The sequence below is a fragment of the Terriglobus tenax genome, from assembly GCF_025685395.1.
Taxonomy (GTDB): Bacteria; Acidobacteriota; Terriglobia; order Terriglobales; family Acidobacteriaceae; genus Terriglobus; species Terriglobus tenax.
Genome location: NZ_JAGSYA010000004.1, coordinates 2,200,038 through 2,212,800, shown reverse-complemented (window position 1 = coordinate 2,212,800; position 12,763 = coordinate 2,200,038). Strand labels below are relative to the sequence as shown.

At 60.6% G+C, this 12,763-nt stretch carries 11 protein-coding genes and 1 pseudogene; 10 read left to right on the top strand and 2 right to left on the bottom strand.

Annotated elements, in window-relative coordinates; genetic code table 11:
- Positions 1–12: 12 nt before the first annotated feature.
- Positions 13–600, bottom strand: a complete 588-nt coding sequence (locus tag OHL13_RS14775) for a TetR/AcrR family transcriptional regulator (RefSeq protein WP_263410892.1) — start codon at positions 598–600, stop codon at positions 13–15.
- Between the two features lie 119 nt (positions 601–719).
- On the opposite strand from OHL13_RS14775, the gene OHL13_RS14770 reads away from it, so the two are divergent.
- The 3 genes and pseudogenes from OHL13_RS14770 to OHL13_RS14760 all read left to right on the top strand — a co-directional run.
- Positions 720–1,346: an FMN-dependent NADH-azoreductase gene (locus tag OHL13_RS14770; protein WP_263410891.1), complete on the top strand. Its 627-nt coding sequence runs from the start codon at positions 720–722 to the stop codon at positions 1,344–1,346.
- 12 nt (positions 1,347–1,358) lie between these two features.
- Positions 1,359–1,739: a hypothetical protein gene (locus OHL13_RS14765; protein WP_263410890.1), complete on the top strand. Its 381-nt coding sequence runs from the start codon at positions 1,359–1,361 to the stop codon at positions 1,737–1,739.
- 211 nt (positions 1,740–1,950) lie between these two features.
- Positions 1,951–2,379 (top strand): annotated as a pseudogene (locus OHL13_RS14760) (DUF4349 domain-containing protein); the annotation flags it as partial.
- A gap of 263 nt (positions 2,380–2,642) precedes the next feature.
- On the opposite strand, the gene OHL13_RS14755 reads toward OHL13_RS14760, so the two are convergent.
- Complete coding sequence (locus OHL13_RS14755; RefSeq protein WP_263410889.1) at positions 2,643–3,353, bottom strand: DNA-3-methyladenine glycosylase family protein; 711 nt, start codon at positions 3,351–3,353, stop codon at positions 2,643–2,645.
- Positions 3,354–3,756: 403 nt separating this feature from the next.
- Here OHL13_RS14755 and OHL13_RS14750 point away from each other — a divergent pair, with 403 nt between their 5' ends.
- The 7 genes from OHL13_RS14750 to OHL13_RS14720 are packed head-to-tail and all read left to right on the top strand — an operon-like array spanning position 3,757 to position 12,763.
- The gene (locus OHL13_RS14750; protein WP_263410888.1) at positions 3,757–4,599 is read left to right on the top strand and encodes a cytochrome c3 family protein; all 843 of its coding nucleotides are present in this window, start codon (positions 3,757–3,759) and stop codon (positions 4,597–4,599) included.
- A 20-nt stretch (positions 4,600–4,619) separates the two neighbouring features.
- Positions 4,620–7,709, top strand: coding sequence for a TAT-variant-translocated molybdopterin oxidoreductase (locus tag OHL13_RS14745; RefSeq protein ID WP_263410887.1), 3,090 nt, complete (start codon positions 4,620–4,622; stop codon positions 7,707–7,709).
- Complete coding sequence (nrfD, locus tag OHL13_RS14740) at positions 7,710–9,128, top strand: NrfD/PsrC family molybdoenzyme membrane anchor subunit (RefSeq protein WP_263410886.1); 1,419 nt, start codon at positions 7,710–7,712, stop codon at positions 9,126–9,128. It abuts the gene before it with no gap.
- Complete coding sequence (locus OHL13_RS14735; protein WP_263410885.1) at positions 9,128–9,670, top strand: DUF3341 domain-containing protein; 543 nt, start codon at positions 9,128–9,130, stop codon at positions 9,668–9,670. Before nrfD ends, OHL13_RS14735 begins: the two co-directional genes overlap by 1 nt.
- Positions 9,670–10,755, top strand: coding sequence for a c-type cytochrome (locus tag OHL13_RS14730; RefSeq protein WP_263410884.1), 1,086 nt, complete (start codon positions 9,670–9,672; stop codon positions 10,753–10,755). Before OHL13_RS14735 ends, OHL13_RS14730 begins: the two co-directional genes overlap by 1 nt.
- A gap of 36 nt (positions 10,756–10,791) precedes the next feature.
- Positions 10,792–12,114 carry a hypothetical protein gene (locus OHL13_RS14725; protein ID WP_263410883.1) on the top strand — a complete coding sequence of 441 codons (1,323 nt, stop codon included), beginning with the start codon at positions 10,792–10,794 and terminating at the stop codon, positions 12,112–12,114.
- A complete protein-coding gene (locus tag OHL13_RS14720) occupies positions 12,104–12,763 on the top strand; it encodes a hypothetical protein (protein ID WP_263410882.1) in 660 nt (219 codons plus the stop codon). The genes OHL13_RS14725 and OHL13_RS14720 overlap by 11 nt, the downstream gene beginning before the upstream one ends.

Genomic DNA, 12,763 nt, shown 5'->3' with positions numbered 1-12,763 from the left:
CGTACGTAATGCCTACGCAGCGTGCATGGCGGCGAGCATGGGCTTCACCAGTTGCTCCACCTGGAGAGCCATCGCTTCCGCGGGAATGCGATCCGGAGTCTGGAACCACTGCCGCGCCGCGCCGTACATGGCCCAGGCGACGGTAGCCGCTACCAGTGCGGGCGAGGCTCCATCCGGTGCCGGATGCTTCTCAAGGCCCTCCCGCAGAATTCCTTCCACGACAGGAATTACTGCAGCCTCCAAGGGCAGCTTGATCAGCTGGTCAGGGCACCCGGTCGTCTCCGACAGGTAGTCGCACACACCCAGGGCCAGCGAACGCAAAACGCCTTCGCAGGAAAAAACGATGCCGCGCCGCTCCAGCAATTCCCGAAAACGGGTGGCTGCCATGGCCTGCAAAAGCGCGTTTTTGTCGGTGTAATGCAGGTAGAACGTAGCCCTGTTCAGTCCCGCCTCAGCCGCAATGTCGCTGATCGAAATCGCGTCAAAGTGTTTTTTCCCCAACAGCTTACGCAAGGCTTCCTGCAGCATCAGGCGGCTTCGCCGGATGCGCGGGTCGGTCGGCTCCGTACACTCATGAGTCGATTGTGAGACGGCTTCCATCGGCCCCTCCAGCATAGTCCCTTTCAGAGTTCGATGTTGCTTTTACGACAAATGTCGCTTATTTATGAATCGACATATGTTGATTAACCATCATTTGTCGTAAAGGAGAATCTCCCGCCATGCCCACCCTCTTGCGTATTGATTCCAGCCCGCTTTCAGGGCACTCCGTCTCCCGCGAGATGACGGATACCTTTGTTGCCTCGTGGAAGGCGAGCCATGCCGACGGGCAGGTAGTGACGCGCGACCTGGCGACGACAGCACTGGCGCCGATCGACGCGGCATGGATCCGCGCCATTCACACCCCGGCAGACAGCCAGAGCGTGGAGCAGAAGGCGTTGCTGACGCTGTCAGAGGAACTGATCGCGGAGCTGTACCAGGCCGAGGAGTATGTGATCGGCGTGCCGATGCATAACTTCGGGATCCCCTCGACGTTGAAGCTGTGGATTGACCTGGTCTCTCGCGCGGGCAAGACCTTTGCGGTGGAGAATGGTGCGCCGGTGGGATTGCTGAAGGGCAAGAAAGTCACGTTTCTGGTAGCGACGGGCTTCGAGTACGGAACGGGATCGCCCATGGCCGCCATGAACAACATTGACTCATACCTGAGGACGCTGTTCAGCTTTTTCGGAGTCACGGAGCTGACCTTCCTGACCGCGGGTGGAACCATTGCTCTGAACTATGGACAGGATCGCGCAACCTTCCTGCAGCCGCACCTGGAAGCCGTGCAGTCGCACGCGCAGCACGCGTAAACGGAGACTGACATGAAGATTACATCGACAATTGCGCGCTACCTGCTGGGACTGATGTTTACCGTCTTCGGCCTGAATGGTTTCTTCCACTTCATCCCGCAGCCTCCGCCGGCGAACCCGCTGGCGCTGCAGTTCTTCGGCGCGGTGGCGGTTTCACACTTTGCCGCGTTCTTCTTCGCAGTGCAGTTGCTGGGCGGGCTGCTGTTGCTGTCGGGTTACTTCGTACCGCTGGCGCTCACGCTGCTGGCGGCGGAGCTGTACAACATCCTGGCCTTCCACCTGACGCTGGAGCCGGGCATCGCTCCCGGGCTGGTGGCCGCTGTACTGTGGCTGCTGGTCTTTGCACAGTACCGGCACAGCTTCCGGGGTGTGCTGGCGGCGAAGCCGGAGTAAGCCAAAAAGAAAAATAGCAAGGAAGGAACTTTCCTTACTCCCCAGGCAATTACAGAGATACTGGCCATGCGAAGCAGCGCATGGCCAGTATCTGGTTGGGGGAGAGGGACGAATGATGGCACCAGGGCCGGATGCAGGCAGCGATGAGCAGTGGATGACCGCCTTCGCAGGCTGGGGCAGGTAACCCACGAGAGCGAATCCGGCGAGGGATGTAAGCGCGCAGAATGCCGATCTGGAGCAGCGTCTTAAGACCGCGCACGACACGGAAGAGCGCTTCCGCGAGATTCTGAAGCAGCGCACCGGCAACGTCCGCGATGTGCTGGAGGTGGAAGAGAGCGCGGCGCGCATTCGTGGCGAAATTGAAGCCATGGAGGCCGAACAGAAGCACCTGCTGCAGCGGGTCAGCTATGCCGCGATTACGTTGCAGGCCACGGAGACATGGGAGCAGGCGCCATCCGGATTTGGCATGACACTGCACCAGGCATGGCGTACCGGTTGGACGAATGCCTCGGATGCGGCGAAGGGACTGGTGCTCTTCGTTGCGGAGTACATACTTAGCCTGCTCTTCTGGATGTTGCTTCTATCCGTGCCGGTGGCGTTTGTGTGGAGGCGGTACCGTCGCTTCCATTCCAAGCTTTAGTTTTTCTGCGCAGCCGTCTGCACCGCATGCAGAAGTTCAGGGCGCGCTCCATCTGTGCGTGCGCGGAGAGCCTTAGGCCACTGAGCGCAATGACAACGAACGCATTGCGGAACAGGCTGAATTTCATGGCAACAAAGCTATGCCCAGCTCTGTGGGCGGCAATGAGTTTTCGAGGGCGGTAGAGTACATGCCGCGACAAAAATGCAGACCCCTCAACTTCGCTGCGCTCCGGTCGGGATGACACATCCATCGTGCTTGCGTTGCTAGTCTTCCGCCTTTTTCGCGGCCAGGTCGCAGGCGCGCCACATGTACCAGCTTGCAATGGAGCACCAGGGGTGCCACTTCTTTGCGCGGCGCAGCATTTGTTCCTTGGTGGCCAGCAGGTCGGGAGTCACTTTCTGCGTTGGCTTCAGGCCGAGAAAGGTGAGGGAGAAGCCTTTGCGTATGCCGTAGTCGTCCAGGGGGAGAACATCCGGGCGGCCGAGGCGGAAGATGAGCATCATCTCGACGGTCCACTTGCCGATGCCTCGTACCTGGGTCAGGTGCGCGATGATCTCGTCGTCGGACATGCGGCGGATCTTCTGCAGGGTGGGCACGGTGCCGTCGATGGTCTTGGCGGCCAGGTCGCGCAGGGCCAGCATCTTGTTGTGGGACAGGCCGGCGGCGCGCAACTGCTCATTGGGGCAGTCGAGAATGTGCTCGGGTGAGGGGTGGTTGCCCAGTCCGCAGACCGGGTGAAAGCTCTCGAGCATCCGGCGGTGGATGGTGGCGGCGGCCTTGCCGTGGAGCTGCTGGTAGATGATGGCCTCGGTCAGCGCCTCAAAGGGCGACTGCTGGTGGGCCAGCCGCATGGTGAACGGCCCGCAGCGCTCAATCAGCTTTCCCAGCCTGGGATCAGCCGCCGAGAGGGCCGCAATCGCGGCATTTGTGTCATAGGAAGGCTTACGGGTGCGCGCAGGATGGGGCGAAGACATGGGAGCAAGTGTATTCGCTGTGGCAGGGAGAGCAGTTAGCGAAACGGTGTTCGGATATCGAAAAGCTATGGCCGAATATCAAACTAAGACTGTTCTGGTGCGAATTTATGCGGTTAATTCCACAGGGACGACTTAGATGTTGTGTCTTTTCTGCGGGTTTACCCACAGCGTGCACGAGATGTTGTGCAGGCACCTGTCCCGGAATGGGGTCGATTATCGAAGTTGTAGAAAGAAATGACTGTTGCAGTGATGCGGGTCACTTGAAGGGGGGTGGACAGGCTGCTTATACTCAAACTTTCCGAGGCAAGAGTTTCCGGGACAAGCACGAACCCCAGTTCCGGAAGGTCTACTTCAAACTTCAGCAGCGACTTCTCTTTGACGCAGAGGAAACAGGAACGCACTCATGGCGCAAGTTTTTGACCGCAGTTCGAACGCGCTGGCCCGGGCAGCACTCGTTGTTACAGGCCTGATCGTGATCGCGCTGGGCGTTGCGCTGAACCAGTTGCAGCGCTCCCCGTGGGTAACACGGCAGGGGCAGCGGCCGGATCAGCCCGTCCCGTTCAGTCACAGGCACCACGTCGAAGGTCTCGGCGTGCAGTGTCAGTACTGTCACACCAGCGTGGAGAAGTCGATGTACGCCGGCATCCCGCCGACGAAGACTTGCATGAACTGCCACGCGCAGATCTGGACCAACGCCGAGATGCTCGAGCCGGTCCGTCAGAGCTGGGCGACGGGTGAGTCCATCAAGTGGACGCGTGTCCACGATCTTCCGGATTATGTGTACTTCAACCACGAAATTCACGTGAACAAGGGCATTGGCTGCGCCAGCTGCCACGGTCGTGTGGACGAGATGCCGTTGATGTACCAGGAAAATACCCTCCAGATGGAGTGGTGCCTGAACTGCCATCGCAATCCGGGTAAGAACCTTCGCCCCACCAGCGAGATCTACAACATGGCCTGGACGGGCCCGTCGGAGAAGAAGCCGGTCTATTGCGCTGACACCGGCGTAAGCGGACCGACCTCGCAGGGCGTCGTCTGCTCGACGGAGAAGCCAGAAGGTCCGAAGCTTGCCATGCTGCAGGAGTCCGCTGCCGGCAAGTCTGAGGGTGGATCCGCCGCGGGCATCAAGCTTCCGCTCAACTACGTCAAGTTCACAAGCCAGGAAGACCTGGGCAAGTACCTGACGGACAAGTACCACATTCGCACCCCGAATGAGCTTTCCAGCTGCGAGGTGTGCCACAGATGAGCACGGAGATGAACCAATCCATGCCTGAAGTTGTTAGCACCATTGCTCCGGCCAAGCCGAAGCGTATGACGATCGCTGAAGTTCAGGAGAAGCTGTCGAAGAAGACTGGCCGCCGCTTCTGGACCAGCCTCGACGAGCTGGCGGAACAGCCTGGTTTTGAGGAGATGCTCCGCGAGGAGTTCCCGCGCCAGGCCAGCGAGATGACCTCCGGTGTTTCGCGCCGCGGCTTCATGAAGGTGATGGGCGCCTCGTTCGCTCTTGCCGGACTGACCGGCTGCACCAAGCAGCCCGACGAACCGATCTATCCGTACGTCAAGGCTCCTGAGGACCTGGTTCTCGGCAAGCCGATGTACTTCGCGACGGCTCATCCCTTCCCGACCGGCGCTGTTCCGGTGCTGGTGAAGTCGGATGCCTTCCGCCCGATCAAGGTGGACGGTAACCCGGAGCACCCGGCATCGAAGGGTAAGTCGGACGGCTTTACCCAGGCCACGGTTCTGGACCTGTACGATCCGGACCGCTCGCAGCACATTTTGTTTGAAGGCAACACCAAGAGCTGGGGAGATTTCCAGGACGCCATCGCGAAGGGCCTTGACGGCCTGCGCCAGGGTGCCGGACTGTACATCCTGAGCGAAACGGTGACCTCGCCCACGCTGGCGGCGCAGTGGAAGGCCACGCAGGCCAAGTATCCCGCGGCGAAGCTCATCCAGTGGGATCCGGTCAACCGCGATGCGGCCCGCGCCGGTTCGCTGGCTGCTTTTGGCGAGTATGTCGATGCACAGTACAAGCTGGAAGAGGCGGACGTTATCCTCTCGCTGGACGCTGACTTCCTGGGCGGAGCCGCTTTCCCGGGCTTCCTTCCGCTGTCGGCTGCGTATGCTGAGCGTCATCGCTACGAAGAGAGCAAGGAGCAGAACCGCCTTTACGTAGCGGAGTCCATGCCCAGCGTTACCGGTTTCAAGGCAGAGCATCGCCTGGCGCTGAAGCCTTCTGACCTTGAGAAGTTTGCGCTCGCGCTGGCCGGACAGGGTTCCGCCCCGGCCGATGCGGCCAAGTTCCTGGAAGTGGTCAAGGCTGACCTGACCAAGGCCGGTGGCAAGGCTGTGGTGATTCCGGGTGAGTACACCTCTCCGGCAGTTCACGCCGCCGCTGCCCTGATCAACGCACAGATCGGCGCCGTGGGCAAGACGGTGGTTTACACCGAGACGGTCAACCCGGTACCGAGCCAGCAGACCTCTGATCTGAAGGCCCTGGTTGCTGACCTGAATGCCGGCAAGGTGCAGTGGCTGGTGATTCTGGGTGTCAACCCTGTTTACGCGGCACCTGGCGACCTGAACTTCGCCAAGGCTGCGGAGAAGGCCAAGGTGATCGTTCACCTGGGTCAGCAGGTGGATGAGACGGCCCTGATCGCGCACTGGCACATCAACCAGGCTCACTATCTTGAGAGCTGGTCTGACGCCCGCTCGTATGACGGCACCATCTCCATCATTCAGCCGATGATTGATCCGCTGTATGGCGGCAAGACGGCGCATGATGTTCTGGCCCAGCTCAGCGGCAACCCGCAGACCTCGGCGTATGATGCCGTGACGGCCAATGCCAAGACCTATATCAAGGGAAGCTTTGAGGCAGGCTGGCGCAAGGCGTTGCATGACGGCTGGGTGGCAGATACCGCATTCGCTCCGAAGACGGTGACGGCCAAGGCCGGCAGCATTCCGACGAGCACGGTACCCTCCGGCGAGTTTGAAATCTCGTTCAAGCCGGATGCCTCGCTCTATGACGGCCGCTTCGCAAATAACGGCTGGCTGCAGGAAGTTCCCAAGCAGGTCACGCACCTGAGCTGGGACAACGCCGCGCTGATGTCGATGGAGAGCATGAAGAAGCTCGGCGTCGAAGAGACCGACATCATCGAACTGACGGTTGGCGGAAACAAGGTCAAGGCTCCGGTCCTGATGGTTCCGGGCCACCCGCAGGGCTCGATCACCGTGCATGTCGGCTTCGGCCGCACCACGGGCCGCGTTGCCACGGGCCACGGCTTTAACGCCTACACCATCAGCACTTCGACTCCGGCTTCCTGGACGGGCGGCTCGGCGAAGAAGACGGAAGGCACGTACGACCTCTGCGTGACCAGCGTTCACTCGCTCGACAACCGCGGTAACTTCGCGCAGTCGACGATTGAGAGCCTGGGCTACAAAAAGGACTTCTCCAACTCGCGCTCCCTGGCGGGTAACGAAGAGCAGGTCCGCGGCATTATCCGCTACGCCACGGCAGAAGAGGCGAAGAAGAACCCCGGCTTCGCGCACGAAGGTCCTGGCCTGCGCGAGACTCCGGAAGAGGACATGAGCTTCTTCCCGGATGCCTGGAGCTACAAGAATACGGACAAGTCCAGCGGCAAGATCCAGAACGCCTGGGGCATGTCGATCGATCTGAACTCCTGCGTTGGCTGCAACGCCTGCGTCATCAGCTGCTACTCGGAGAACAACATTCCGGTGGTTGGCCGCGAGCAGGTCAAGGTTGGCCGCAACATGCAGTGGATCCGCATCGACACCTACTTCGAGGGCGATCTGCATGCTCCGAAGGCGCACTTCCAGCCGATGCTGTGCCAGCACTGCGAGAACGCGGGCTGCGAGCAGGTCTGCCCGGTCGGAGCAACGGTTCACACTCCGGAAGGCCTGAACCAGATGGTGTACAACCGTTGCGTTGGAACGCGTTACTGCTCCAACAACTGCCCGTACAAGGTTCGCCGCTTCAACTTCCTGCTGTACTCAGACTATGAGACTGAGAGCCTGAAGCTGGGCCGCAACCCGGATGTTTCGGTTCGCTCGCGTGGTGTGATGGAAAAGTGCACCTACTGCGTGCAGCGTATCCAGGCCGCGAAGATCGAGGCCGACAAGGAAAACCGCGAGGTTCGCGACGGCGATATCGTGACGGCTTGCCAGCAGGCCTGCCCGACCGACGCCATCGTCTTCGGCAACATCAACGACAAGGCGAGCAAGGTGGCCAAGCGCAAGGCAGAAGAGCGCAACTACGCCGTGCTCGGTGACCTGAACTACCGTCCGCGTACCACCTACACGGCCGGAGTCATCAACCCGAATCCTGAGCTGGAGCTGGCATAAATGGCGACCAAGGGACAAATTAGCGATCCGATGATCGACCCGAAGACTGGCGAATATGCAGTCATCGCGCCGGGCCATAATTTCAAGTCGGTCACAGAGAAGATTGCCGGTGTGGTTCTGACCTCGAACACTCCCCTGGGATGGTTCTTCGGTCTGATCGTGGCGGCGGGTGTGGCAACCTTCCTGGTAATCGCCATCACCTGGCTCTTCCTGAAGGGTGTGGGTATCTGGGGTGTCACCATCCCGGGCGCCTGGGGTTTCGCCATCATCAACTTCGTCTGGTGGATCGGTATCGGTCACGCCGGAACGCTGATCTCGGCGATTCTGCTGCTCTTCAAGCAGACCTGGCGTAACTCGATCAACCGCTTCGCAGAGGCGATGACGATCTTCGCTGTATGCTGCGCCGGCCTGTTCCCGGTCCTGCACGTTGGCCGTCCGTGGCTCGGTTACTGGCTGTTCCCGTATCCGAACACGATGAACGTCTGGCCGCAGTTCCGTTCGCCGCTTTGCTGGGACGTATTCGCTGTCTCGACGTATGCGACGATCTCGGTGGTCTTCTGGTACATCGGCATGATTCCCGACTTCGGCACCCTGCGCGACAAGGCAGAGCTGCCGCTGGCCAAGTACATCTACGGCCTGCTCTCGCTCGGCTGGCGCGGTTCCACCCGCCACTGGATGCGGTATGAGACGGCTTCGCTGCTTCTGGCCGGTCTGTCCACTCCGCTGGTGCTCTCGGTACACACGGTCATCAGCTTCGACTTCGCGGTCGCGGCTCTGCCCGGCTGGCACACGACGGTCTTCCCACCGTACTTCGTTGCCGGCGCTATCTATTCCGGTTTCGCCATGGTGCTAACGCTGGCCATTCCGATCCGCAAGTTCTACCACATGGAAGACCTGGTCACCCTGCGCCACCTGGACAACATGGCTAAGGTCATGCTCGGCACCGGTCTGATTGTGGCGTACGGTTACGGCCTGGAAGTCTTCATGGCCTGGTACTCGGCCAGCCACTGGGAGTTCTTCATGATGTGGAACCGTATGTTCGGCCCGATGGGCTGGGGCTACTGGATCCTTATCCTGACGAACATCGCGATTCCGCTGACCACGCTGTGGTCGCGCAAGCTTCGTGTCAATGTGACCTACCTGTTCCTGCTGTCGCTGGTCATCAACACGGGTATGTGGTTTGAGCGCTTCGTCATCGTCGTCACCTCGCTGTACCGTGACTTCCTGCCATCGAGCTGGGGCACGTACAAGGCGACGAAGTGGGATTACATGCTCTACGTCGGCACGATGGGAATGTTCGCCTTCCTGTTCCTGCTGTTCGTGCGCCTGGCTCCGATGATTCCGATGAACGAAATCAAGATGATGCTGCCGCAGACCAAGATCAAGCCTTCAGAAAACACCGTAGAGGAGACCGCCTAATGCCGGTACAAGAAGGAATCTACGGATTGCTGGCGGAGTTTGATACTCCTGGCGCGCTGGTGCACGCGACCGAGGCTGCCTCGGCTGCGGGCTACCGCCGGATGGAGTGCTACACGCCGTATCCGGTGGAAGAGGCCGCAGAGGCGCTGGGCGTGGTGAAGAACCGCGTTCCGCTGCTGACGCTGATGGGCGGCATCATGGGCCTGACGACGGCTTTCCTGATGCAGACCTGGATCTCGCGCTGGGGCTATCCGCTGAACATCGCAGGCCGCCCAATGTTCAGCTGGCCGGCGTTCATTATTCCGACCTACGAGTGGACCATTCTGTTTGCCGGTCTGTCGGCTGCCTTTGGCATGCTGGCTCTGAACGGTCTGCCGCAGCCGTATCACCCGCTGTTCAACGCCCCGAACTTCCGTCAGGGCGCGACCGACCATAAGTTCTTCCTGTGCCTGGAGGCGATCGATCCGAAGTTCGATGCGAACGAGACGCGCGCCTTCCTCGAGCAGTTCCACGCGGTAAGTGTGGTGGAGGTGGATCTCTAATGCAGGGCGCATGGATTAAGGTACAAGGCGCACGCATCATCCTTGCGGCAGGTCTGGCCAGCGTAGCTGTGCTGACCGGTTGCCGGCAGGACATGCATGATCAGCCGAAGATGTTCCCGCAGCGTTCGACGCCGATGTTTGCTGACGGCCGCTCGGCCCGTCCCCAGGTGGAGAACACCGTGGGCCGTGGCCAGCTGCACGAGGACAGCTACTTCTACACCGGTCTGGTGGACGGTAAGGAAGGCGACGGCATGCCGTTCGAGGCGACTGCCGCCGTGCTCAAGCGCGGCCAGGAGCGTTACAACATTTACTGCACACCGTGCCACTCGCGTGTAGGCAATGGCGCCGGAGAGATTGTCGAGCGTGGCTATAAGCTGGCCGGCAACTTCCATACGGAGCGCCTGCGTTCGGCGCCGCTCGGTCACTTCTTCAGTGTGATGACCAACGGCTACGGCGCGATGCCGGACTACTCGGCGCAGCTGACCCCGGCCGACCGCTGGGCGGTAGCAGCCTATGTCCGCGCCCTGCAGCTGAGCCAGAATGCCAAGCCGGCCGATGTGCCGACGGGCGTGGAGGTCAAGCCGCTGTCGAAGCTTGCTGAAGAGCAGGGAATGCCTCCCGGCTACGCGGCTGACTGGTCTGTGCCGAACACGGCTGCACCGGTTGCCCCCGAGGTGCCGAAGGCAGCTGAGCCGGCAACCCCGGCGGCGAGCGGAACCTCTTCGGTGGCTCCGGCTACCGGTGAGAACCAGAAGGCTCCCGCTCCGGCTGTGACCAAGGACGCTGCTCCGGCAACCGCGAAGACCGCGGCGCTGACCAAGCCCAAGGGTCCTTCACCTGAGGACATTGCTGCGGGTAAGGGTGTGTATATGGCCAACTGCGTGCCCTGCCACCAGGCAACGCGCACGGGTCTTCCGCCCAACATCCCCTCGCTGGTTGGAATCGTGAGCCGGGTTGGACCGGACCGCATTCGCCAGGTAGTGACGCAGGGCATCGCGACGGGCAAGATTCAGATGCCGTCCTTCGCATCGAAGCTGAACTCCACCGATATCGATCACCTGATCGCTTACCTCGGAACCGACTGATTTTTGAGACCTGAAGAAGGATTAAGGCCGTAGAGAATGGCACACGGACAAGAACATCACGGACACGGAGCTCACCACGGGCCGAAGACCCTGCCGGCGTCGCTGGCAGCGCCTGAGGTGGTTGGCGCATGGCGTACGCGCGCTCTACTTGTGGCGGCGGTCGCGGCAATCGCTTCGCTGCTCTTCCTTTTCAGCGGCGGTGCGGACCACGTTCTGCGCGGTTACCTGCTTGGCTGGATACTGACCTTCTCCGTCGCCGGCGGCGGTCTCTGCCTGCTGATGCTGCAGTATGTCTCGGGTGGTAAGTGGGGCCTTCTGCTCCGCCGTCCGCTGGAGGCCATGAGCCGCACGCTTCCCCTGGTCGCTGTCCTGGTCATCCCGATCCTGGTCTGGGGCGGCCGTCTCTATCAGTGGGCGAAGTACACCACGGTTGAAGCGACGGAAGAGGCTCTGCACAGCAAGCTCATCACCGAGGCGCAGGCCCATTCGCTGAACTTCAAGCGTCCCATGCTGAGCCCGACCAGTGTTGCCGTGCAGATGGTCGTTGTCTTCGGCATCCTGATCCTGTTCGCCACGCTGCTGAACAAGTGGTCTTTGCAGCGCGATGCTGACCCGGAAAAGGGTTCGCAGGGCAGCTACGATCGCTGGCGCATCAAGTTTGAAAACCTGTCGGGCATCGGCGTTCTGATCTACGTCATCCTGCTGACTGTGGTTGCCATTGACCTGGTAATGGCGCTGGACGTGACCTGGTACTCCTCAGTCTGGGGCCTGCTCTTCCTGGTTGGCCAGGGCTATATCGTTCTGGCTCTGGCGGTACACACGGTTATCCGCCTGTCGAGCTACGAGCCGATGGCGACGATCCTGCGCAAGACCGAGCAGTACGACCTGGGCAAGTTCATGCTGGGTTTCGTCATGCTCAACATCTATCTCTCCTTCGCGCAGTTCCTGATCATTTGGTCGGGCAACCAGCCTGAAGAGATTCCCTGGTACCTGAACCGCATCAATGGCGGATGGTGGGTGATCTGCACCTGCGACTTCATCTTCCACTGGGTCATTCCGTTCTGCGCCCTGCTGTCGCGCGATCTGAAGCGCTCGAAGTCGAAGATGCTGGCCCTGACCGGCTGGATGATCTTCGCCCGCGCCTTCGATCTGTTCTGGCTGATTGAGCCGAACTTCCCGGATGCGGCACGGAACCTGCACCTCAGCGGCAATTTCAGCATCCTGGCCTACATCACGGTGCCGGTCGCTGTCTTCGCTCTCTGGGTGGCTTACTACCTGACGACCCTGATGTCGCGTCCGATCGTGGTCGAGAACGACCCGCATACCGAAGAGATTCTGGAGCCCGAACATGCTCACTAATCCGAACGAACGCAGCGGCGATACGCTGAATCCGAATCCGCATCCTCAGGTCAACGATCCTGAGAATCCGGGCTATGAAGTTACGGACGTCAATGTCAGCGGCGTCGTGGTCTTCATCGCCGGCCTGACTGGCTTCGTCGCCGTCTTCTTCGTGGTCTGCTTCTTTATCGGCAAGCTGGTCAACGGCCAGCTGTCGAAGGATGACGGCCCGATGGACAAGTGGCACGCTGCCTATGCTGCTCCCAAGGTGGGTAACGGTCTGACCTCAAACCCGGTGTTCGAGCAGAACTCGGCAGCCCAGATCGTGAAGACCTTCCCTGGTCCGCGCCTGGATCCGGATGATGGCAACGAGGGTTCGACCTCGCTGCACGCCAAGGAAGATCTGCTCCTGGAGAACTACTCCCAGGTGCAGGGCATGCCGAACTCGGTTCGTATTCCGATTGAGCGTGCGATGGAGCTGACGGTCGAGCGTGGTCTGCCCCTGGCAGCTGATGCCAAGGCCGCCGAGACCACCGCCCATATGACCGGCGATGTGGCTCCGAAGGTACAGGCTCCGCTGACCAACGGTTTTGCCCGCAGTGGATACGAGCAGGACAAGATTGCTGAACGCGAGCAGAAGCTCGAGTTTGCCAAGGAAGAGAAGAAGTAA

What these genes read in the sequence shown, in the direction of transcription:
- OHL13_RS14775 (WP_263410892.1), bottom strand. Translation starts at nt 600, where the DNA reads ATGGAAGCCGTCTCACAATCGACTCATGAGTGTACGGAGCCGACCGAC.
- OHL13_RS14770 (WP_263410891.1), top strand. Translation starts at nt 720, where the DNA reads ATGCCCACCCTCTTGCGTATTGATTCCAGCCCGCTTTCAGGGCACTCC.
- OHL13_RS14765 (WP_263410890.1), top strand. Translation starts at nt 1,359, where the DNA reads ATGAAGATTACATCGACAATTGCGCGCTACCTGCTGGGACTGATGTTT.
- OHL13_RS14755 (WP_263410889.1), bottom strand. Translation starts at nt 3,353, where the DNA reads ATGTCTTCGCCCCATCCTGCGCGCACCCGTAAGCCTTCCTATGACACA.
- OHL13_RS14750 (WP_263410888.1), top strand. Translation starts at nt 3,757, where the DNA reads ATGGCGCAAGTTTTTGACCGCAGTTCGAACGCGCTGGCCCGGGCAGCA.
- OHL13_RS14745 (WP_263410887.1), top strand. Translation starts at nt 4,620, where the DNA reads ATGCCTGAAGTTGTTAGCACCATTGCTCCGGCCAAGCCGAAGCGTATG.
- nrfD (WP_263410886.1), top strand. Translation starts at nt 7,710, where the DNA reads ATGGCGACCAAGGGACAAATTAGCGATCCGATGATCGACCCGAAGACT.
- OHL13_RS14735 (WP_263410885.1), top strand. Translation starts at nt 9,128, where the DNA reads ATGCCGGTACAAGAAGGAATCTACGGATTGCTGGCGGAGTTTGATACT.
- OHL13_RS14730 (WP_263410884.1), top strand. Translation starts at nt 9,670, where the DNA reads ATGCAGGGCGCATGGATTAAGGTACAAGGCGCACGCATCATCCTTGCG.
- OHL13_RS14725 (WP_263410883.1), top strand. Translation starts at nt 10,792, where the DNA reads ATGGCACACGGACAAGAACATCACGGACACGGAGCTCACCACGGGCCG.
- OHL13_RS14720 (WP_263410882.1), top strand. Translation starts at nt 12,104, where the DNA reads ATGCTCACTAATCCGAACGAACGCAGCGGCGATACGCTGAATCCGAAT.